The sequence below is a fragment of the Marinilactibacillus sp. GCM10026970 genome (assembly GCF_042660675.1).
Lineage (GTDB): Bacteria > Bacillota > Bacilli > Lactobacillales > Carnobacteriaceae_A > Marinilactibacillus.
In genome coordinates this window covers 113,011-135,842 of record NZ_JBHSUL010000012.1, presented here as the reverse complement: position 1 = coordinate 135,842, position 22,832 = coordinate 113,011, and the positions used below count along the sequence as shown (strand labels likewise).

The 22,832-nt window shown below is 37.1% G+C and carries 22 protein-coding genes; 19 read left to right on the top strand and 3 right to left on the bottom strand.

The genetic code is table 11. The annotated features are described in order from the left end of the window. The first annotated feature begins 153 nt into the window (after positions 1 to 153). The 13 genes from ACFP65_RS04955 to ACFP65_RS04895 all read left to right on the top strand — a co-directional run bounded on the left by ACFP65_RS04955 (position 154) and on the right by ACFP65_RS04895 (position 11,686). Positions 154 to 453: a DUF1294 domain-containing protein gene (locus tag ACFP65_RS04955; protein WP_379916459.1), complete on the top strand. Its 300-nt coding sequence runs from the start codon at positions 154 to 156 to the stop codon at positions 451 to 453. A gap of 26 nt (positions 454 to 479) precedes the next feature. Then, positions 480 to 977 (top strand): AAA family ATPase, encoded by a 498-nt coding sequence (locus ACFP65_RS04950; RefSeq protein ID WP_379916457.1) that lies wholly within the window; start codon positions 480 to 482, stop codon positions 975 to 977. Positions 978 to 1,210: 233 nt separating this feature from the next. Then, positions 1,211 to 2,200, top strand: a complete 990-nt coding sequence (locus tag ACFP65_RS04945) for a sensor domain-containing diguanylate cyclase (RefSeq protein WP_379916455.1) — start codon at positions 1,211 to 1,213, stop codon at positions 2,198 to 2,200. A 130-nt stretch (positions 2,201 to 2,330) separates the two neighbouring features. Then, on the top strand, positions 2,331 to 2,747 hold the full coding sequence (locus ACFP65_RS04940; protein ID WP_379916453.1) for a pyridoxamine 5'-phosphate oxidase family protein: 417 nt from the start codon (positions 2,331 to 2,333) through the stop codon (positions 2,745 to 2,747). Positions 2,748 to 2,911: 164 nt separating this feature from the next. Then, on the top strand, positions 2,912 to 3,445 hold the full coding sequence (locus ACFP65_RS04935) for a GrpB family protein (protein ID WP_379916451.1): 534 nt from the start codon (positions 2,912 to 2,914) through the stop codon (positions 3,443 to 3,445). A gap of 102 nt (positions 3,446 to 3,547) precedes the next feature. Beyond that, entirely contained in the window at positions 3,548 to 4,300 is a 753-nt protein-coding gene (locus ACFP65_RS04930) for a WecB/TagA/CpsF family glycosyltransferase (RefSeq protein WP_379916450.1), read from the top strand. Beyond that, positions 4,290 to 5,405, top strand: a complete 1,116-nt coding sequence (locus tag ACFP65_RS04925) for a glycosyltransferase family 4 protein (RefSeq protein WP_379916448.1) — start codon at positions 4,290 to 4,292, stop codon at positions 5,403 to 5,405. Before ACFP65_RS04930 ends, ACFP65_RS04925 begins: the two co-directional genes overlap by 11 nt. A 94-nt stretch (positions 5,406 to 5,499) precedes the next feature. Then, positions 5,500 to 6,975 carry a nicotinate phosphoribosyltransferase gene (locus ACFP65_RS04920; protein WP_379916446.1) on the top strand — a complete coding sequence of 492 codons (1,476 nt, stop codon included), beginning with the start codon at positions 5,500 to 5,502 and terminating at the stop codon, positions 6,973 to 6,975. A gap of 72 nt (positions 6,976 to 7,047) precedes the next feature. Continuing rightward, positions 7,048 to 7,875, top strand: a complete 828-nt coding sequence (nadE, locus tag ACFP65_RS04915) for an ammonia-dependent NAD(+) synthetase (RefSeq protein ID WP_379916473.1) — start codon at positions 7,048 to 7,050, stop codon at positions 7,873 to 7,875. A gap of 133 nt (positions 7,876 to 8,008) precedes the next feature. Next, positions 8,009 to 9,145, top strand: coding sequence for an N-acetylglucosamine-6-phosphate deacetylase (gene nagA, locus ACFP65_RS04910; RefSeq protein ID WP_379916445.1), 1,137 nt, complete (start codon positions 8,009 to 8,011; stop codon positions 9,143 to 9,145). Next, complete coding sequence (locus tag ACFP65_RS04905) at positions 9,132 to 9,866, top strand: glucosamine-6-phosphate deaminase (RefSeq protein WP_379916443.1); 735 nt, start codon at positions 9,132 to 9,134, stop codon at positions 9,864 to 9,866. Before nagA ends, ACFP65_RS04905 begins: the two co-directional genes overlap by 14 nt. A 66-nt stretch (positions 9,867 to 9,932) precedes the next feature. Then, the gene (locus ACFP65_RS04900) at positions 9,933 to 10,649 is read left to right on the top strand and encodes a GntR family transcriptional regulator (RefSeq protein WP_379916441.1); all 717 of its coding nucleotides are present in this window, start codon (positions 9,933 to 9,935) and stop codon (positions 10,647 to 10,649) included. Positions 10,650 to 10,870: 221 nt separating this feature from the next. Beyond that, a complete protein-coding gene (locus ACFP65_RS04895; protein ID WP_379916439.1) occupies positions 10,871 to 11,686 on the top strand; it encodes an SGNH/GDSL hydrolase family protein in 816 nt (271 codons plus the stop codon). 65 nt (positions 11,687 to 11,751) lie between these two features. Here the strand turns inward: ACFP65_RS04895 and ACFP65_RS04890 are convergent, their stop codons facing one another. Further along, positions 11,752 to 12,858, bottom strand: a complete 1,107-nt coding sequence (locus tag ACFP65_RS04890; RefSeq protein WP_379916437.1) for an LCP family protein — start codon at positions 12,856 to 12,858, stop codon at positions 11,752 to 11,754. A gap of 171 nt (positions 12,859 to 13,029) precedes the next feature. Here ACFP65_RS04890 and ACFP65_RS04885 point away from each other — a divergent pair, with 171 nt between their 5' ends. Continuing rightward, positions 13,030 to 14,121, top strand: coding sequence for a glycosyltransferase family 4 protein (locus ACFP65_RS04885; protein ID WP_379916471.1), 1,092 nt, complete (start codon positions 13,030 to 13,032; stop codon positions 14,119 to 14,121). Positions 14,122 to 14,147: 26 nt separating this feature from the next. On the opposite strand, the gene ACFP65_RS04880 is transcribed toward ACFP65_RS04885, so the two are convergent. Together ACFP65_RS04880 and ACFP65_RS04875 are read right to left on the bottom strand one after the other, a co-directional pair. Beyond that, positions 14,148 to 15,257 (bottom strand): LCP family protein, encoded by a 1,110-nt coding sequence (locus ACFP65_RS04880; protein ID WP_379916435.1) that lies wholly within the window; start codon positions 15,255 to 15,257, stop codon positions 14,148 to 14,150. Between the two features lie 193 nt (positions 15,258 to 15,450). Beyond that, complete coding sequence (locus ACFP65_RS04875; RefSeq protein WP_379916433.1) at positions 15,451 to 16,086, bottom strand: YigZ family protein; 636 nt, start codon at positions 16,084 to 16,086, stop codon at positions 15,451 to 15,453. Positions 16,087 to 16,250: 164 nt separating this feature from the next. Between ACFP65_RS04875 and ACFP65_RS04870 the strand changes: the two genes are divergently transcribed. The 5 genes from ACFP65_RS04870 (at position 16,251) to secA (ending at position 22,738) form a co-directional block, all read left to right on the top strand. Continuing rightward, complete coding sequence (locus ACFP65_RS04870; RefSeq protein WP_379916431.1) at positions 16,251 to 17,108, top strand: DegV family protein; 858 nt, start codon at positions 16,251 to 16,253, stop codon at positions 17,106 to 17,108. A 141-nt stretch (positions 17,109 to 17,249) separates the two neighbouring features. Further along, positions 17,250 to 18,602, top strand: coding sequence for a DEAD/DEAH box helicase (locus ACFP65_RS04865; RefSeq protein WP_379916429.1), 1,353 nt, complete (start codon positions 17,250 to 17,252; stop codon positions 18,600 to 18,602). Continuing rightward, positions 18,599 to 19,294, top strand: coding sequence for a ComF family protein (locus ACFP65_RS04860; protein WP_379916427.1), 696 nt, complete (start codon positions 18,599 to 18,601; stop codon positions 19,292 to 19,294). The genes ACFP65_RS04865 and ACFP65_RS04860 overlap by 4 nt, the downstream gene beginning before the upstream one ends. Positions 19,295 to 19,456: 162 nt before the next feature. Next, complete coding sequence (hpf, locus tag ACFP65_RS04855) at positions 19,457 to 20,032, top strand: ribosome hibernation-promoting factor, HPF/YfiA family (protein WP_379916425.1); 576 nt, start codon at positions 19,457 to 19,459, stop codon at positions 20,030 to 20,032. Between the two features lie 249 nt (positions 20,033 to 20,281). Continuing rightward, positions 20,282 to 22,738, top strand: coding sequence for a preprotein translocase subunit SecA (gene secA / locus ACFP65_RS04850; protein WP_379916423.1), 2,457 nt, complete (start codon positions 20,282 to 20,284; stop codon positions 22,736 to 22,738). Positions 22,739 to 22,832: the final 94 nt, after the last annotated feature.

Below are 22,832 nucleotides of genomic sequence, written 5' to 3'. Positions count from 1 at the left end.
AAAAAGAAAGAGAACACATAGCAGCATAAGCTAACTATCTGTTCTCTTCCAAGTACGATTATTTTCTAGCTTTATTCTTCACCAACGCTAATTGACATAGAACCGTAAAATAGAAGATGCTTTTTCAATCGATTTAAACTAGGAGGAACAGAGATGTTTGAAACATTAAACTACTTTCAAATGATTACGATAACGTTTATTTTTGTGATAAACCTATACACATTTTATTTATTTTACTCAGACAAAAAAAGGGCGAAGAAGGGTATTTATAGAATTTCCGAAAAACACTTATTACTCAGTGCATTTTTACTTGGAGGTATTGGTGCTTGGACAGGAATGACCAAGTTTCGGCATAAGACTCAAAAACCGGTATTCAAAGTTTGTATACCGATAGCTGCTGTGCTGACAGTTCTAAGTGTGGTGATTGTGTTGTTCTACTCTATTATTTTATAAACACTCGATTGGAAAGGATGGAAGAAATGAAAAAGATACTGGTCATAGGTTGTCCTGGTTCTGGTAAATCAACACTATCTGAGAGACTAGCTAAAGCACTAGATCTAGAACTGATCCACCTGGACAGAATCAATTGGATAGATGATAATCATACTCTTAATAGAGCTGATTTTGATGAACAGCTAGAAAAAATTCTGTTAAAAGATTGCTGGATTATTGATGGTAATTATAACCGGACGCTTAGTAGACGACTGATTGCAGCAGACACCGTAATATGGCTAGACTTACCTAGAATACTTTGCGTTTATAGAATACTCAAACGCTTCATCAAAGGCAAGATTTTACATAATAGAACATTTGGAAATCCCAATAAAATTGAAAAAGACTTTTTGAAGTTTGTATGGAATTTCAATAAAACAAATCGACCACTAATCTTAAATGCTTTAAAGAATAGTTCTGATAAAAGGATAATAATCCTGAAAACGAGTAAAGAAATCAAACAAATAAAAACAATATTGACTTAATGAGAAAATAATAAGTTTTATTTAAAACAAGTAGAAACTAAAATAAAAAAATCATTAATAAAAGATTTAGATATATTCTAAAAAAGGTGTTAATATAATCCGAGTTATAGAAAAGTGCTTTCATTTATTGTCTTAAATGTGAACAGACATTCATTTTTTTAATTGAGGGTCTCTCATAACTGTATATACATATGTCGCTGTGTCATATAATTATTTTCGAGAGGTGTGAGTAGATGAACGAGAAAGATATACAAAAAGAACTTGAAGCACTTAAATCAGAATTGGAATCTGTTAAACGATTAAACAGAGAGTTATTAACCCTACAAGAAGAACAGGATTCTTTGGACTTCGCATGGTCTGGTAATTTAGGACATTGGTATTGGGATTTTCAAGTAAATAGAGTGACGTTCAATCCTATGAAAGCTATGGCATTAGGATACACAAAAGAAGAATTGCCAGAATACGTTGACTTCCAATTCTTTACGGATAAACTACATCCAGATGATTATGAGCGCGTAATGGACGCTATGCGCGATCATTTATCAAACCAGATTCCAGTCTGGGAGGTAAGATATCGAATCAAAACCAAAGATGGTGGTTACCGTACGTACTATGATCGTGGTAAAGTTACCAAGCGTTCTGAAGAAGGCGCGCCTTTATTTTTGTCGGGCATCGTATTCGATGTTACAGATTATGAAGAAGAAAGACGCAGACTGTTAGAAGAAAACAAAGAATGGGCAATCCAATCTAAAAAAGATTCAATGACAGGTTTATATAACCGAGCGAATATTTTGTTTGAGCTAGGCAAACTTGTAAATGAGGCTCAAATGGGTGAAAATAAAACTGTTTCGATCAGTTTACTAGATATTGATAATTTGAGTCACCAGAATTCTCTTTTCGGTCCACTTTTTGGAGACGAGATCATCAAGAAAGCTGGGCAAATTATTAATGATAATTTGAGAGATGGAGATTACGCAGGAAATTTTGAAGGTGGAAAATTTATGATTGTCTTACCCGACACTTCAAAAGCAGAAGCGCATGAATTCTCAGAATTAATTAGAACTCAATTGTCAAAAGCGGATTTCACTGAGCCAGCTGAAGTAACAAGTAGTGCGGGTGTTGCACAGTATCAGCCTAAAGAGACTGTTAGTCAGTTGTTCAACAGAGCAGATAGTATGCTATACAAAGTGAAAAGTACTGGGAAAAATCAAGTTCAATCTTAATCAATTCCATATTGATTTTGAGAAAGAGCAGTCTTCAAAGATTGCTTTTTTTATTTACCTAAAAGCAGATTCTTTGCATACAAGCAATATCTCTGGCATAGTTAAGATAACTTCAAAGGAGATGAGTAATATGGCTAATTCAAAAGAAAAAGCTTTAAAAATCATGGACAAGAATGATACAGGTATACTAGCGACTATATCAGGAAATAAACCAGTAGCACGCTATATGTCTTTTCATAGTGAAGGACTAACCCTTTATACGGTTACCGATAAAAGAACAGAAAAAGTAGAAGATATCGAACAAAATCCAAATGTTTTTGTATTACTTGGACATGAAGAAGGTTTGATTAATAAAGATTATGTTGAAATAGAAGGTGTTGTTTCAACAACTGAAAACCAAGAAGTGATTGATAAATCTTGGAATGATTACATGGATGAGCGTTACGAGAGCAAGCAGGATCCTAACATTCTTGTTTTAAAAATTGAACCTAAAAAAGTTACCGTTAAAAACAAAAAAGGAAGCGAGTCAGAAGACGTTTCTTTATAAAAATAAAAAACTAAATAACTTAAACGATTGAGCAGGAGAGCACAACTCTTCTGCTCTTTTTATTTCTCAAAGTCACGATTCAGTTACAGTCTTATGGATTTATAATAGAATCGCTTAATATTATGTGGAAAATTCTTTATACTACTTAGAAGAGGTGTTTGTGTATGGAACTTGGATTGAAGAAAAATGTTGTAAGACTAAGCCCGTATGATCCGACTTGGGAAAAAGCCTTTATGGATACTAAAAAGCAAATCATTAACTGTACAGCACTAAATTCGGATCAAATTCAGCATATTGGTAGTACATCGATAGTGGGAATGCCAGCAAAACCGATTATTGATATTATGGTAGGGATTGATTCTTTGAAGCAGATTGACACTAAGCTATTTGAGCAGTTAAAAGAAGCCGGTTTTTTAAGATTGAAAGTTGAGAAATCAGATGAGATTGTACTTGCACGTTTTACGGACAAGAGTTATTCAGTTAAAACACATTTTATTCATCTTGTTGAAAAAGACTCAAAGAAGTGGAATGATTTGTTGTTTTTTAGCATTCATTTAAACCAGAACAGCCAAGCAAGAGAAGCCTATAAGGAATTGAAGCAAGAAATTGTAGCGCAGCCAGGAATAGGAATTCAATCTTATACAGACCAGAAGTGGGCATTTGTCAGAGATATATTGAATCAGAGTAAAAGTAACTGAAAAAAGCTGAATTAAGAGCTATTTAAAGCAAGGATTGACTGTACGGTAGGGAAGAATTGTATTACAATAAAAGCAATAGAATCTATGGAACGGATGAATGGAATGAACAATGAGAAGATATCGATATTAGGCATTCCTTTTAATAATTTAACTCGAGTAGAATTTCTGACCCAGCTTCTCATGAGAATGGAAAATCAGCAGAAAACCTTTCTGGTCACAGCTAATCCGGAAATTGTCATGTATGCAAAAGAAGACGACAGGTACTTCGATTTATTATTGAAAGCAGATTACATAGCTCCAGACGGTATTGGAATCGTCAGAGCTGCCAAAACACTCAAAACCCCAATCAAAGAGAGAGTACCTGGTTTTGAATTGATGCTGGGTTTACTAGAATTGTCTAGCGAATACAACAAACGCGTATACTTTATTGGAGCTCAAGAGGAAGTTGTTGCAAAAGCAGTAGAAAATGCAAGAAAGCTCTGGCCAGGTCTGGAAATCGTCGGATATCATCACGGTTATTTTGACCATTCAGATCCTAAGATGATTGAGCAAATCGCTGAATTGAAACCTGATTTAATTCTTGTGGCATTTGGATTTCCAAGACAAGAAAATTGGATCCATCAGTATCTTCAAGTGGCTGACCGAGGCCTCGCAATTGGAGTAGGTGGAAGTTTTGATGTATTATCTGGAAAATCGAAACGCGCGCCAAAGATTGTTCAGCAGTTGCATATCGAATGGCTTTATAGATTGTTAAAACAACCGTCCAGATATAAACGCATGCTAGCGCTACCTGTATTTATGAGAGAAATTCGTAAGCAACGTCGATTAAAGAGAGCTACTAAAAATGAAAAATAAGATCTTAGAACGTAGTGAAATGAAAATTTTACACATTAATGCTGGTAATGAGTATGGGGGGGGCTTATTTCATATCTTGTCACTCTTTCAAGGGATAGACAAGATCGATATGGAATTGCTCGTATTTGAAGAAGGTCCAGTAGCAGAAAGTGCTCGAAAAAATGGTATATCGGTTACGGTACTCCGCCAGCGCTCAAGATATGATCTGTCGATTCTTTCAAGATTAAGAAAATGGATCAATCAGAATCAGTTCGACATCGTCCACTCACATGGTCCCAGAGCCAATCTACTTGTAGGTTTGATCCGCTCGACTATGAAGGCTAAGTGGATCACAACCATTCATAGCGATCCTACATTAGATTTCGAGGGCCGAGGACTTAGAGGTAAAGTCTTTGAATGGCTTAACTTGAAGTCTTTGACCATACCAGATCACTTGATTGCTGTTTCCGGTGAAATAAAAAGGATATTGGCTCAACATCATGTAAATGAACAACACATTACGGTCGTACATAACGGTCGTGCCTTCGAACAGTCAACCAGTCATCAGGGAATGAGTGAGAAAAAAAATCATTTTAAAATGATCACTGTTGGTCGACTGGAATGGGTAAAAGGTCATCACTATTTAATTGAAGCGTTGAAATTTGTTCGTTTTGATAACTGGGAATTGAACATTTGCGGGATAGGGGAACAAGAACCAGCTCTTCATGAGTCTGTTGAAAAAGCGGGATTAGCAGAAAAAATTCATTTCCTAGGGTGGATTGAAGCGAAAGCAGTAGGGAAGCAAATCGTTGAATCGGATATTTTGATCAATCCATCACTTAGTGAAAGTTTTCCACTCGTCGCTTTGGAAGCTGGAGAAAATAAGAGACCTGTCATTGCTACAGATGTGGGAGACGTAAAAGAAATGATTCCTGACGAAACGATTGGTTGGCTCATTCCAGCAGAAGATCCAATCGCTCTTGCTCAAGCAATTAAAGAAGCTTACGATGAGTGGGAACAAGGCACTTTGAATTTAAAAGGAACGCGCTTTTACGAGTGGAGCAAGCAATTCACTATCGAAAAGCAAGGGATTGAAACAATGGAAGTTTATAGAAACTGTTTATGAGACAAGATTCGTTTAGTCACATTGAAAGAAACCAGTAAGAGAATATGATATACTAACTAACATATTGTAAGCACCGATTAGGAGGAAATACACTATGAACCCGACATATGCGGATGATAGCGTTGCGTTACATACAGACTTGTATGAAATCAACATGATTTTGACCCACTGGAAGAAAGGGAACGATCAGAAACGCGCCGTATTTGAAGTTTATTATCGAAATAATCCGTTTGGTATGGGTTATACGATTTTTACAGGACTTGAAAGAGTCGTTAAATACATTGAAAATTTAAAATTCACAGAATCCGATATTGATTATTTGAGAGACATTGAACATTATCCAGAAGAGTTTCTGAACTTTCTTAAAGATTGGCGTTTTAAAGGAACCTTGCGTTCATTTAAAGAAGGGGAAGTGGCTTTTGCAAATGAACCGCTTATTCAAGTGGAAGGATCCATCATTGACTGCCAATTGATTGAAACAGCGTTATTAAATATTGTGAACTTCCAGACATTGATTGCGACTAAAGCAGCCCAGATTAAAAGTGCGGCTGGAGATGATCCTGTCTTAGAGTTTGGGGCTCGACGTGCCCAGGAAATGGATGCAGCGATTTGGGGAGCGAGAGCAACTTACATCGCAGGAGTCGATTCGACGAGTAATACAAGAGCAGCTAAGATCTTTGGTATTCCAGCATCTGGAACCCATGCGCATGCATTGGTGCAAGCCTATCGTGATGAGTACCAAGCTTTCAAAGCATATGCTGAAACGCATAAAGATTGTGTCTTTTTAGTAGACACTTTCAACACATTGGAATCAGGTGTGCCGAATGCAATCAAAGTTGCAAAAGAAATGGGCGACACCATTAACTTTTTAGGAGTTAGACTAGATTCAGGAGATTTATCTTACCTATCTAAAAGAGTTCGTCAGCAGTTAGATGATGCTGGATTCACAGACGCCAAAATCTTTGTTTCAAACGACCTTGATGCGGAAACGATTTTGAACTTGAAAATGCAAGGCGCTAAAATCGATGTGTGGGGCGTTGGAACAAAAATGATCACAGCGTATGATCAACCAGCTTTAGGTGCTGTCTACAAAATTGTTTCCGTAGAAGGACATGACGGCGGAATGCATCACACGCTTAAGTTGACAGGAAATGCCGCTAAAATCACAACCCCAGGTAAAAAACAGGTTTGGAGAATTCGTTCAAATAATGACCAGAAACCTGAGGGTGATTATATTACTCTGGTTGAAGAACAACCAAATGAGCAGGCAGACTTATTTATGTTCCACCCACAATACAACTACATTAATAAAACACTTACAGAGTTTCAGGCTAGACCTCTCTTACAGGATATTATCGTTAATGGAGAAACAGTCTACGACTTGCCGGCGCTTGAAGACATTAGAACCTATGCTATGAAGAGTTTAGCTGAACAATGGGAAGAAAATAAACGCTTATTGAATCCTGAACCTTATCCAGTAGATTTATCACAAAAATTATTTGATGCCAAAGTAGAAACAATCAAACAATTTAAAAATATGCCGACAGATAAATCAAAATCAGTATTTTAGAAATGAATTGGATTTACTGTTAAACTAAAATAGAATCATTTTATATTATTTGATGGGGGATGACAGAACGTGATATCAGATTTAAGAAAACAAATTATAGATGAAATGGCTGTTTCACCAGAGATTGATGCGCAAGAAGAAATTCGTAGAAGTGTTGATCTGATGAAAGACTATTTGAAAAAACATACCTTTTTAAAATCATTTGTACTTGGTATTTCTGGAGGACAAGATTCTTCTTTATTAGGGAGATTAGCGCAGATTACGATGGAAGAGATGCGTGAAGAAACTAAAGATGAAAGCTATGCGTTTGTAGCCATGAGATTACCGTATGGCGAGCAGGTTGATGAGGACGATGCGATGGCTGCGATTGAATGGATGAAACCAGACAAAGTCGTTAAAGTAGATATTAAACCAACAGTAGATGCTTCAGTCGCTTCGTTGAAAAATGGTGGAGTCGATATTTCTGACTTTAATAGAGGGAATATCAAAGCTAGAGAAAGAATGGTCATCCAGTATGCGGTAGCTGCTCATCACAGTGGAGCAGTGTTAGGTACAGATCATTCTGCAGAGAGTGTCACAGGTTTCTTTACCAAATACGGCGATGGCGGTACAGATTTAAATCCGCTCTTCAGATTAAACAAAGGTCAAGGTAAAGAGTTGTTGAAAGCTTTGGGTGCGCCAGAAGCATTTTACAAAAAAGTTCCAACAGCTGACCTGGAAAGCGACAAACCTGGATTAGCTGATGAAGATGCTCTTGGAGTAACGTATGAGGAAATTGACGCTTATCTTGAAGGTAGAGACGTTTCTGAGCAAGCAGCAGAAAAAATTGAAGAATGGTATTTGAAAACACAGCACAAACGCCATTTACCGATTACAGTTTTCGACGATTTCTGGAAATAGAATAGCTTAAACCCTGGATATGTTGTTCCGGGGTTTTTTATTTTATAACATAAGTACACGTCTGATCATACAGTTGACATTTTGGTATATACCAATTACAATGAGACAGAATAGAACATAAGGAGGAGTAGTTATGACAACAGTATATATGCACGCGCAAATTTATACAGGAGAAACCCTCATAGAAGACGGTTATGTAAGGTTTGATCAGGAAATTATCGGCGTTGGACAGATGGATGCCTATCAGCCCCAAGAAGATGAAAAAGAAATCGATATGAAAAATCAATTGATTATACCTGGATTTATCGATGTTCATAGCCATGGTGGTTACGGAACAGATAACATGGATGGTACTGCAGAAGAGATCAGCGAAATGACTAAAAAAATGATGTCTGAAGGCATCACGAGTTACTTCCCGACAACAATGACGCAGTCAGATGAAAGTATTGAGGCAGCAATGGAACAAATCAAAGAAGCTGCTGAAATGAATCCGATGATTCAAGGTATTCATTTAGAAGGGCCTTTTTTATCGGTTAAGCATAAAGGCGCCCAGCCTGAAAAATATATTGCCGTTGCAGATAAAGAGAAGATGGAGAAATGGAATGATCTAAGCGGTGGATTAATCAAGCTAGTCACCTATGCACCTGAAACCGGAGACGTGTCTGATTTTGAAAAATACTGTGAAGAACAGGACATCGTTCTTTCAGCAGGACATTCAGACGCAAAATATCAAGAACTCAAAGATTCTGGAGCGACTCATATAACGCATTTGTTTAACGGGCAACGTGGACTGCATCATAGAGAGATTGGAGTCAGCGGATTTGGTTTGCTAGAAGATGAAGTCACTGTAGAAATGATTGTAGATGGATTTCATATCTCACCAGAAATGGTTCAGTTAGCCTACAAGGCAAAAGGTGCCGATGGGATTGAGTTGATCACAGATGCCATGCGCGCAAAAAATGCTCCAGAGGGAGAAAGCGAACTGGGTGGTCAAAAAGTTACGGTAAAAGACAAACAAGCTAGACTGGAAGACGGAACTTTAGCTGGTAGTGTTCTGACCTTTATAGATGCTTTCAAAAATATGATTCAGTTTACAGGTTGTTCCATAGAAGAAGCCGTTAAAATGAGCTCGGTGAATCAGGCAAAGGAGTTCAAGTTGGAGCGTAAAGGAGCACTGATGCCAAGTAATGATGCAGATATGCTCGTACTGACAGAAGACTTGACATTAGTTCAAACGATTGTAGGAGGAGAAATACATGACATCAGCTAGACAATTTAAAACGAAACATGGATTAAATGTTATTGTAGTAGAAAATAAAGAGCAGGGTGGGAAAAAAGCATTCGAACTCATCAAAGAAGCCATGCAATCTGGAGCAAAAGTTCTAGGGTTAGCGACTGGAAGTACGCCTGAAACGTTATACAAAGAGATGAGAGAAAGTGAGTTGGATTATTCTGACATGATTTCTATCAACCTTGACGAATATGTAGGACTTCCAGCTGATCATCCACAAAGTTATCATACTTTTATGGAAGAAAATCTATTTTCATCTAAACCATTCAAAAAAACTTTTATACCTGACGGATTAGGGGATGAACAAGAAGAAATAAAAAGGTACAATAAGATAATAGAAGAATACCCGATCGACTTGCAGATTTTGGGAATTGGAACAAATGCACACATTGGATTTAACGAGCCTGGCACTTCTTTCTTGCAAGAAACACACATGGAAGAATTGACAGATGCGACAATCGAGGCAAATAAACGATATTTTGAATCAGAAGAAGAAGTACCAAAGTATGCTTTTTCAATGGGGATCAAGTCGATATTGTCCGCAAAGCAGATTGTGTTAATGGCTTACGGTGAAGAAAAATCTGAAGCTATAGATCAAATGATCAATGGTTCCATAACTGAACAAGTGCCGGCAAGTGTGTTACAGACACATGATAACGTGACGATTTTAATCGATGAGGCAGCTGCAAGTAGACTTTAAAGTGTTCTAACACATTTAACTAAATCAATTATTTAGTTAAATGTGATGTTGGAAAGGATGAGTTGCATGCCTAAGAAGATGCCTGTTTATATACAAATGCATAATCAAATGAGAGAGTGGATCAACTCTCGCGAATGGGAAGAAGGTCGGAAAATTCCTTCAGAGAGAGATCTCGCTCTTCAATTTGATGTAAGTAGAATGACTGCTAGACAAGCCGTGAATACTTTAGTAGACGAAGGCTTGCTCGAGAGAAGAAGAGGCGCCGGAACATTTGTAGCGCTTGAAAAGGTCAGAGAGAAAATGAGTGGTGTTCCGAGTTTTACGGAAACAGTTGAAAGACAAGGGAAAAATCCCGCTAGTAAACTAGTAGCTTTTCATACTAAACCGGCTAGCATCAGCGAAGCAGAAAAATTGATGATTGAACACAACGAAGAAGTACTCATCATGGAAAGAATTCGTACAGCAGACGGTATCCCCATTTGCTATGAAGTCGCGACGATTCCTTTTAAATTTGTTGAAGATTTAAGTAAAACGCAAATCACACAACACCTTTTTAAAACACTTGAAATAGAAAAAGGGATGCGCGTGGAGCGTTCTGAACAAACCATTTCTGCTACATGGGCATCTGAGTCTATAGCAGAAATGCTTGGAATCAAACGAGGTTCTTCTGTGTTACGTCTTAGACAAGTCAGTTACAGTCAAGAAGGAACCCCCTTTGAATACGTTCGCTCTCAATATGTTGGAGACCGATACGAATTTTTCTTAGAAGCCACGAAAAAATAACCATGGCAAGTCTGTAGGACCTGAGGTGCACAATTGCTTCAGGTCATTTTTTATGTTTAGAATACCCAATATTCTAAAATGTGCCAGAGATTTTACGACTGATTGATAAAGTATAAGAGATGATTGGAAAAAGGGAGACAACCCGTAAAGAATTATGTAAGATAGGAACATCAATTTAAATAAACAATGTGTTATATTCTTAGAGGATGGAAGTGAGTCATATGAACGAAAAAGAAAAAACTGAGAGCCAGTATTATCTTGTGGGATTTTTTGGAATCCTGATTTTATTTAGTGGTTTGTATTGGAGATTAAACCAACAACAAGAGTCTCTTTCGCAAGAATTGACTAATGACCATTCTAAAGTTTATGCACAAGAATCTGAAACTTTTTTAGATAGAGTACGATATCTTTCTAATAGAGATGGCGTAGTAGATATTGCAGTGCTGGGTAGTAGTGTGACGAGAGGCATGGGGGCAACACTTGAAAAACCAGTATGGGGGAAGCGACTGGAGCAAGAATTATCTCAGCGTGAAGGCATCAGAACAACGGTCTGGAACCAGGGTTTTAACGGCTTCAGTACGACAGATTTAATGGTCCAAGGCAAGATACAAGAAACCATAGAACTGAACCCTGACATTATTTTATTTGAGTTATGTTTGATCAATAATAACCGGTTTCCTCAAAACGATCTTTCTCATACAAAAGAAGAATTGATTGCGATTATGAATCGTTTCCGTGAAGAATTACCTGAAACGCTCGTTGTGCTAACAACAGCAAATCCTACAATCTACAACGAAGTATACTTAGATGATGGGGTTCTAACATATCAACAATACAATGAAGAAATTGCAGCATTTGTAAGAAATCAGGAATGGCCGTTTATCGATATTTTCACATTGATGAACGAAAAAATTCAAGCATTGGATTTCGATATAGAAGATTTTCTGGATGATGCGGTTCATCCTAATGGAGATGGCTATCAGATGTGGTTTGAATTGATTGATGAAAGACTAAATACACCATTATCAGAGTTATAAAAAGTTGAGACACACAAAAACCTCTTGAAAGATACATGTTCGTGTATTCTTCAAGAGGTTTCTTTTTAATTGGAGTCTTCATTTATATCTAGGTCATCTTCTAGAGGGTTTTCAAAAGAACGGTCACCGGGATTATCTTCTGGAATGTCCTCGAGCTGATCATCGAAATTGACACCTGTTCCGCTTGTTGTTGACGTGTCCAATTCGAGATGTTGTTTGAACGTATCTTGGAGTTCTTTAACAGATTCATCGAAAGGAAGCCATACGTACAAATCCAAACCATATGCCGGGAAATAGACGTAATCCGCCTCGCCACGTAATTCTAGCGATTCCACGTGGTTAGCAGCTTCAGTATAATTATTCGCAATCGTCCAGATTTGCATTCCCGAAAGATTTGTTTGGAAATTGGGGCTGATTGCATCCATTATTGGAGAGAAATTCGTAAAAGAATTCAAGGAAAGTAATTCTTCAGATAAAGCTTGAATGACTTCTCGTTGTCTTTCTTGTCTACCCCAGTCACCACGAGGATCCTGTTTTCTCATTCGGGCGTAACCAAGTGCATGTTCGCCATCTAAGGTTTGAACACCCTCATCAATTTCAATGGCATCTGCTTTTTCAGTACTGTCTTGTACAGTGAAAGATAATTGAGAGTCTACTGTAACACCACCAACTGCGTCGACAAGATCAACAAGTCCTTCAAAGTTTAAGGTAGCGTAATAAGAAATGGGGATATCGAGATACTCTTCAATATAGTCAATCGTACCGGATACACCGTAAAACGCATATAAGGCATTAATTTTTTCAGATCTATTGGTTCCTGGAAGATCAATCATAGTGTCTCTTGGGATAGAAAGCATTTTAACAGATTCTTCGGTGGGGTTGATAGTGGCAACGATAATTGTATCAGATCGTCTAGTTCCTGCATCTTCATCAAGACCAAGAAGAAGAACTGAGAAGGGTTTTCTATTCTTTAAGAGGATATCTTGTTCGGTAGTGTCTTGAAGTTCTTCGGGCGTGCCTTCTGAAACGTTATTGAGGACTTCAAGGATTTTACTTCCATAGTAGCCTACGCCGGAGCCGAGAATAAATATAAGTAAAACGAGGATTGAGAAAAAACCTCTTATAAACCATCTATTTCTATTCTGCTTTTTTTCGTGTTTTTGTGAACGCATGACTGCCTCGATTCTTTATCGTTATATAAGACGTGATAATTTTGAAATAAGTCTCGCTATTCCTATTCTATAGTTTAATTGAGTTGATGCAGAAATGCAATTGTGTTTTGGATTCTCGCAATGATATAATGAAAGAAAGTATACCAGAAATGAGATATGATTATGTATGATATGTACTTAGTTTTGCTTGTCACGATTGCTACTACAATTATTAGTATAGGGCTGACGGCAATTTATAAAAGAATCGCAATCAAATTAAAAATAGTCGATATACCGGACGCAAGAAGAGTGCACAATAAAGTGATGCCAACAATGGGTGGTATAACGATCTTTACTGCATTTTATTTTTCTTTGTTTGTCTTACTACCGATTCCACATTCTATTGTTTTTCCTATTTTTCTAGGATCATTAGCGGTGCTAATCACCGGTATGATTGACGATTTGAAAAACCTTAGTCCGTTACTAAAAATTACTGGTATCCTCATTGGAGCGTTTATCGTTTCTTATTTTGGGGATGTTTCCTTGGAAACCATGACATTGCCTTTTATAGGTACACTAGAATTTGGTTCTTGGAGTTTACCATTCACACTGATTTGGATACTTGGCTTTACAAATGCGGTAAACTTGATAGACGGACTGGATGGATTAGCTAGCGGGGTATCCATTATTGCACTAACAACTATGGGAATTATCGGGTTTTTCTTTTTAACGATCCAAGAAGTTTCGATTTCTATTATGATCTTTATCTTGATTGGTGCAATCGCTGGTTTCTGGCCCTATAATTTTCAACCAGCTAGTATTTTTCTAGGAGACACGGGAGCGTTGTTTATCGGATTTATGATCGGTGTCTTTTCGTTACAAGGACTTAAGAATGCAACATTGATTTCTTTGGTTTTACCTGTTGTCATTTTAGGTATTCCGATAACGGATACGCTTTTTGCCATACTTAGGCGAAAAATAAATCGTCAGTCTATATCTGTCGCAGATAAAAATCATATTCATCATAGGTTGATGTCGCTGGGATTATCTCATAGACAAACCGTGTTAGCTATCTATAGTGTGTCAGCTATATTTTCAGTGATTGCTTTACTCTACAACTTTTCTACGTTTTGGGGCTCGGCTCTTTTAACTATTTCAGTAGTGATTGGCGTAGAGTTGTTTGTTGAAATTATTGGTTTGGTTGGCGCTGATAGAAGACCTTTACTCAAATCACTAAGAGAATTCGGAAATCGATTAAATAAAAAGAAACCAGACGGCCAATAAGGCGTCTGGTTTCTTTGTTAAGATCGTTAATCTGAACTAGAGCTAGAGGTAACAGGGTCTGAAGCACTGGCATCTTGGTCATAAGTTGTTTGACCAGAAGAGGTTTCTTCGTCTGAATCTTCTGTATAGGATTGATTTGAAGATGCGTTAGCATCTAGTGAATTTTTAAGGTCCATTTGAATATTAGCAAAGCTGGTTGGATCGATTTTGACCAAATCCATACCTCTTTCCATAAAACTTGACCATTCAAATACGTGAGATTCAATCGCGAATTTACTGTCTAGACCTGTTTGAGCTAATGCAGTCATATCTTTCATTCTCATATTGGTTCTCATATTTGCGCCAACTGTCTCAACGATTTCTGTATATTTTGGAAGGGAAGCTAAGTTCAATGCTTTGTTCATGATGGCTTGAATAACAAGCTGCTGGCGATGCCCACGTTCTACATCGTTATCGATTTTTCTTGTTCGAGCAAGTGCTAGTGCTTCTTCTCCATTTAGTGTCTGGAATCCTTCTTCTAAATGAATAGTACCCATTTTTCCAGAAGAGTCTTGTTCAGAAAAAGTGATTGGAACGTCCATATCAATACCGTCCAAAGCGTCAATGATTTCAAGGAAAGCATCAAAGTTGAATGTAGCATAGTAATGAATTGGAACGTCCAACCAATTTTCTACTGTTTCGATCATAGTACTTTCTTCTCCAACAGCGTAAGCAGCGTTAATTCTATCGTTTCGAACGACTTGATTATTTTTTATGATGGGCAAGTATGTATCTCTTGGGATAGAGACCATATTCATTTCTCGAGTAATTGGATTGACAGTAGCGTAAATAATTGAATCTGCTCTAGCAGAACCTAAAGAACGCGAATCATTTTCGTCATTATCAACACCCATAATCAAGAAAGACACAGGTTCTACTATCGGATCCACTTCTTCTACAGGATTAGCTCGTTCAACTTCATGATAAGAGGCTTCAATAGCGTTTTCTGTAGTGGCGAACAATCTTGCAAAATAGGCCATTGCGAATAGGATGACGATAAATATAGGAATCAAGATGCAGAGGATAATGATTTGACTTTTCTTTTTACTTTTATTCGAACGACGGTTAACCGCGCGACTAGAATTGTTTTTAGACAAAATAAATACTCCTTTATAGGACGAGAAATTTTAGATTTTTAGACATAATTGTCTAAAATACATTATTCTCTTTCTCAAGTATAGTGTCAAGCTTTCTTGTTAAAAAAACGATACAACTCTGTATAGTGTGCATAAGTGGTCACAAAATGAATCGCTGTTGATGGTGTAACTCAAAAAGGATTAAGGTACTAGCTTATTCTTCAATAGGGACTTCAATCCAAGCCTTTTGTCCATACACTATTTTTCCTTGATCACTTGTCCATTCTTTAATATCCAAGACAAAAGCATCCATTTTCTCTAATGCAATCACGCACTCAAAAGAAACGGTATCTGTGTAATGAATATCTTGAAGTCGATAGTCGGACTGGCGTAATTGGTTTTCCAGTCGTCCACTTTGTGGATAAGAGACAGTGACGGTCATATATTGATGCAGGAGGCGTTCAACAATTCCAATAGAAGAAAGAGCTTCATTAACGACGCCGCCATAAGCACGAATCAATCCACCAGCACCCAATTTAGTTCCACCAAAGTATCGGGTAACGACAGCTGTCACATTATTTAATTGCCGCTTCTTTAAAATTTCAAGCATAGGAACACCAGCCGTCCCGCTAGGTTCACCATCATCATGTGCACGTTGAATATCATAGCGTTCTCCCATAATATACGCAGAACAATTATGATTGGCTTTCCAATGTTCTTTTTTGATCGCTTCAATAAAAGCGTTCGCGTCTTCTTCTGTTTCTGTTCTTTTAAGATGACAGATAAATCTTGACTTTTTTATGTCGATTTCATAAGAACCGCTCTCTTTTATGGTCCGAAAATTTTCCATGTTATTTTCAGCCTTTCTTTTTTTTATCCAGTTAGTGTATAATGAAAAAGGTGTATTTACAAGGCGATTTATTGAGCTAATAAGATACTTTATTCAAAAAGAACGATTATCTATTTTGTTAGAAATAAAAGTCTGGATTCAAATGAATGAAACGAGGTGAAAGAATGAATATAGCCGTAGTAACAGATAGTACAGCCTATCTCTCACATGAACAGTATGACGCCTATGATATCTATTCGGTACCATTATCTTGTATTGTTGAAAATGAAGTTTATAAAGAAGAACGAGATATTACTTCTGAGGAATTTTTCTTGAAAGTTAGAGAAATGGATAAACTACCTACTAGCTCACAACCGACAGTAGGCGATTTTGTAGCGCTTTATGAAGAACTCGGAAAAACGTATGATGCCATTATAAGTATACATTTATCAGGTAATATTTCCGGTACGTATCAAAACGCCGTTAGTGTCTCAAAATCGTTAGAGAACGTGAAGGTATTTCCGTATGATTCTGAATTAGCTGCTGCAGGGCAAGCTTTTCAAGTAATGGAAGCTGCGAAATTGGCTAAGAACGGTGCAAGCGTCGAAATGATTTTGGAAAAGCTTGATACGATTAAAGCCGCAACTGAATTATACTTCGTTGTAGATGATTTAACGAATTTAGTAAAAGGCGGACGTTTATCGAGAGCCGCTGGTAGTGTGGGTACATTTTTAAATATCAAACCGGTATTAACCTTTGTTGATGGACTGATCGTACCTTATGATAAAATTCGTACCAAACGAAAAGCGTTAAGAAAAATCGAAAGCCTGCTTGAAAAATCAGTTAAAGACTCTGATTATCCAATTCAAGCAACGATTGTTCATGCATTCAGCGAAGATGAAGCGAAAGCGTTCAAAGAGAGACTTGAAATTGATTTCCCAGAAGTCGAATTTAATTTAAGCTTTTTAGGACCTGTTATAGGTGTTCATACTGGCGAAGGTGCAATTGGCCTAACTTGGACAATCAAAACAGATGAATCTTGAAACTAAAACTAGTGTTAACTTTTTTTATATTATTCAATTGAGTCAGTACATTTGTGTACTGGCTTTTTTTCGTCAGAAAATTACTATTTTAATAGTTTATATAGATAGGAAGAAAACGAGTCTATATGAATGGAGCTAGGGATGGTTAATCAATTATATGGTAGAGAAATATTGGAATCCGAATGTGTTAACGTAGATTTTGAAAAACTAGAAGAAAGTGGCCGAATAGAAACCTCTGGATTTTTTTTAAAGAAGGGTCAGGAATATTGTAGACGATGTAACACAAAAATCACTCCGATTGAATTCAATAACTGTTTTTGTGGACAACCTTGTACTTACTGTACGAATTGTCTGCAGATGGGAAAAGTCAGAAGGTGTTCAAAGTTTTTTCATACACCTGAACCGAATCAATTTGAAATATCTAAAGATCCAGTTTTAGCATGGAAAGGTACTTTATCCAACCAGCAAAGAGAAGCTTCCGAGGAAATTATTCAATCCATTGATTCTAATGAAGTTCGTTTACTTTGGGCAGTGGCGGGCGCAGGAAAAACAGAAATGTTGTTTCCAGGAATAGAAAAAGCAATCAAAGCACATAAAAGAATTTGTTTAGCATCTCCAAGAGTAGATGTCTGTCTTGAACTGGCGCCTAGGATCCAAAAAGCTTTTCCTAATGTGTCAATGAGCGTGTTATATGGAGGAATGGAGGAAACTTATACATATACGCAACTAGTTGTAGCCACAACACATCAGCTTTATCGATTCAAAGAAGCTTTTGATTTGTTAATTATTGATGAAATCGATGCCTTTCCATTCAAACTAGATGAAGCACTACATTTCGCGGTAGATAAAGCAAGAAAACCGCAGTCTGCACTGATTTATCTTACGGCGACACCTGACCGTAGCGATCAGAAGAAGATTAGTCAAAAGAAATTAAAAGCGAGCATACTCCCGGCCAGATATCACGGCCATCCGCTACCAATCCCAATTGTGATAAGAGAGCCAAATTGGGAAAAGAGCTTACTTAAACCTAAGCAAGCTACAAAGGTGTTTAAAGAAATCACAAAACGACTAGATCTTCAAAAGAAGTTTCTGTTATTTATACCTAATATAGAATGGATGGAAACATTTGAAATTATTTTGCAGCGTAGGTTCAAAGAAGCTAGATTTGAAGCTGTCCATTCACAAGATGACCAAAGAAAGCAAAAAGTTCTATTGATGAGGGAGAAAAAATTGGACTTCTTAATGACAACAACTATTCTCGAAAGGGGTGTAACCTTTCCAGATATTGATGTGCTCGTTATTGGTGCTGATGACCGAATTTTTACAGAGTCTTCTCTGGTTCAGATTGCTGGAAGAGCCGGTCGCTCTCCAGAATACCCAACAGGAGAGGTTTTGTATTTCCACGATGGAATGACAATAGAAATGAAAAGAGCCATTCGGCAAATCAGGAAGATGAATACTATCGCAAAAAAGAGAGGGCTTCTATTAACATGACAAGATGTATCTGGTGTGGTCAACAGATAACTAGTAAATTGACGATAAGTGATTTATTTACATTTAAAAAGCTGAAAGCTCAATCAGCATGTGCATCTTGTTATTCGAAGTTAGAGAAAATAAGCGGTAATCCTAGCTGTCCTTTTTGTTCTCGTGTGCAAGAAACGACCGAAGTATGTCAAGACTGCCAAAAATGGATAAAGGCTAGTAAGATAGAGTCGCTGAATCATAAAGCTTTATATACCTATAATGCTTTTGCCAAAGAATGGATGGAACGATACAAATTCACAGGTGATATTAGAGTAGCCAGAATGATTTCAGAAGATTTAATCAAAGCGATAGGAAGTATGTCTGCAATCGATATGATTGTACCCATTCCTATATCTAAAAGAAGTTTTCAAATTAGAGGATTCAACCAAACGGAAATCATGCTTAAGACAGCAAGAATCCCTTATACAAACTTACTTGAGAACACGACAACTGAAAAGAATCAATCAAAAAAAACTAGGCAGGAAAGGTTACAATCCATCCAACCGTTTTGTATGGCAGATCATAATAAAGAATCAATAAAAGGAAAAAATGTACTCGTTATAGACGATGTTTACACAACTGGAAGAACGATGATCTATGCCATGGAGTACCTTCTATCGGAAGGGGCAAAGGACGTTCAATCCTTATCGGTATTCAGATAAAAGGAATATCCATTAAATAGTAGAGATTCATTGAGAAAGTAACCGCTATCATGTATAATCAATATAAGATAACAAACAAGCTTCAATGGTTTGTTAGAGAGTTATTCTGCGATTTGTGCTAGAATGGCTCATAGTAAATAAGATTTGGAAGGGTGAAGGAATATGCTAAGATACAATGTTCGCGGAGAAAACATAGAAGTGACCCAAGCAATTAGGGATTATGTTGAAAAAAAGGTAGGTAAGATCGAGAAATATTTCAAGGATGTGCCAGAAGCAAATGCACATGTGAATTTAAAAACCTACTCTGATAAAACTGCGAAAGTAGAAGTAACTGTACCACTTCCTTACATCGTTTTACGTGCGGAAGAAACTTCTCCAGATCTATATGGCAGTGTTGATTTAGTTGTAAGCAAACTGGAAAGACAAATGAGAAAATATAAAACAAAAATTAATCGTAAGAACCGTAAATCACAAGGGGTAGATGCACCACAACCGACAGACCCTGATTTATGGGCAGATCTTGAGGTAGAAGATGACGAAGCAACAGAAGAAGAAATTGGTGCTGCAATCGTTAGAACAAAACGTTTAAGCTTGAAACCAATGAATGCTGAAGAAGCGATTCTTCAAATGGACATGTTAGGACATAACTTCTTTATTTTCGAAGACGCAGATACAAATGGTTCTAGCATCGTTTATAAACGTAAAGACGGTAAATACGGATTGATTGAAACAGATTAATTCTATTTTAGAGAAAGACAGGCAGTTTGTTGCCTGTCTTTTTTTGCTTTTATTTATCTACTTAAAGTAAAATCTTTTAGCCGATTTATGTATAGAGATTACAAAATTGTAAACCTCTGTAAAGCATGATAACTGGACTTTTTTTTAGTATATAATAATGGTATGATAGTATAGTATGAAAATCGACAAGAATAGCATTTGATATATAACGAAAAAGAGATTAAACGATTAAAGAGGAGATTTTTAAAAATGGCTCATTTACTTAAAAACTTATTCGATAATGACAAAAAAGAGCTACGTCGTTATGGTAAAATCGCTGACCAGATTGAAAGTATGGAAGGCGAGATTGCTGCTTTAACGGATGAAGCATTGAAAGCTCGTACTGAGGAATTTAAAACACGATTTAATAATGGAGAAACTTTAGATGATTTGCTACCAGAATCTTTTGCAACGATTCGAGAAGCAGCTAAACGAGTACTTGGATTATTTCCTTTCCGTGTTCAATTAATGGGGGGGATAGCCCTTCATGAAGGAAATATCTCTGAAATGAAAACTGGTGAGGGAAAAACCTTAACGGCTACTATGCCGGTTTATCTGAATGCTATTTCAGGGGAAGGTGTCCATGTCGTTACAGTAAATGACTACCTTGCTACGCGTGATGCAGAAGAAATGGGTGAGTTATATCGTTGGATGGGTCTAACGGTTGGATTGAACTTAAACGGAAAAAATCCGAATGAAAAAAGAGAAGCGTATCTTTGTGATATCACGTATTCTACAAATAACGAACTTGGCTTCGATTATCTGAGAGATAATATGGTCGTATACAAAGAGCAAATGGCACAGCGTCCATTGAATTTTGCCATTTTAGATGAGGTCGATTCAATTTTAGTGGATGAGGCGAGAACACCTTTGATTATTTCTGGTCAAGCTAATCGCTCAACTTCTTTTTATACACGTACAGACTTTTTTGTTAAAGGTCTAAAAGAAGAAAAAGATTATACAATCGATCTTCAGTCTAAATCCATTTCTCTTACAGAAGATGGTATAGAAAAAGCTGAAAAAACATTCCGAGTAAAAAATCTATACGATTTAGAGAACCAGTCCTTGATTCATCACTTGGATCAAGCTTTGCGAGCAAACTTTATTATGTTACTGGATATTGACTATGTTGTTGACGACGGCGAAGTTAAGATCGTAGATCAGTTTACTGGACGAATTATGGATGGTCGTCGTTATTCTGACGGTCTTCATCAAGCCATTGAAGCTAAAGAAGGAGTTGAGATTCAAAAAGAATCCAAGACTATGGCAACCATTACTTTCCAAAACTACTTCCGTATGTACAAAAAATTATCTGGTATGACAGGTACGGCTAAAACAGAAGAAGAAGAATTCCGCGAGATTTACAATATGAACGTTATCGCTATACCGACTAACCGTGAATTGATTCGTGATGACCGCGATGATTTACTTTATCCAACACTTGAAAGTAAGTTTAATGCTGTTGCACAAGACATCAAAGAACGTCATCAAAAAGGACAACCAATTTTAGTCGGTACTGTAGCGGTTGAAACATCTGAACGAATTAGCCGTTTATTGACTAAAGAAGGCGTGCCACACGAAGTATTGAATGCTAAAAACCATTTCAGAGAAGCGGAAATCGTTGTAAATGCTGGACAACCTGGTGCTGTAACAATCGCAACCAATATGGCTGGACGTGGTACAGATATCAAACTTGGACCCGGAGTCAAAGAAATGGGTGGTTTAGCCGTTATTGGTACGGAACGTCATGAATCAAGACGTATCGATAATCAATTACGTGGACGTGCTGGTCGTCAGGGAGATCCTGGTGTTTCTCAATTTTATCTATCACTTGAAGATGATTTAATGAAACGATTTGGTTCAGAACGTATTCGTATGGTTCTAGAACAACTCAAAATTTCTGAAGACGACGCAGTCATTCAAAGTCGCATGATTAGTAGACAAGTTGAATCCGCACAGAAACGTGTTGAGGGGAATAACTACGATACACGTAGAAACGTCTTGAAATACGATGATGTTATGCGTGAACAACGTGAAGTCATTTACAATCAAAGACTTGAAGTGATTTTAGAAAATGATACATTGAATTATGTAACGGTACCAATGATTCGTCGTACAATTGAACGTTACGTTCAGTTAAATACACAAGAAGAAGACCGTACTAAGTGGAATCTTTCGCATATTATTGAGTTTGCGCATACCGTACTTGTACACCCTGAAGAATTATCTGAAGATGATTTAAAAGGGAAATCAGCAAAAGAAATTGAAACGATACTAATCGAACTTTCTCGTAAAAATTACGAAGAGAAAACCGCTCAATTAAATGGTAAAGAACAAGTTCTTGAGTTTGAAAAAGTGGTTATCTTAAGAGTAGTAGACCGTAAATGGACAGACCATATTGACCAAATGGATCAGTTACGACAAGGTATCGGACTTCGTTCATATGGACAATTCAATCCACTAACTGAATACCAGCAAGAAGGTTTCACTTTGTTTGAAGACATGATTGGTGAAATAGATTATGAAGTAACTCGTCTATTGATGAAATCTCAAATCCGTCAGAACTTGCAGCGTGAACAAACAACAGCTAAAGGGAAAGCAGATCGCGGGAAAGCGAAAGAAGCCGTTTTCTCACACGATGAAGAGACACATACGAGATTAGGCTAATTTCCTCTTTTCGTAAAAAGAAACAGCCCTCTTACAATTCAATGAGTCAGCGAAAGTTTACATTTTAGTAAATGCTCGTTCAGGCAAGAATCTT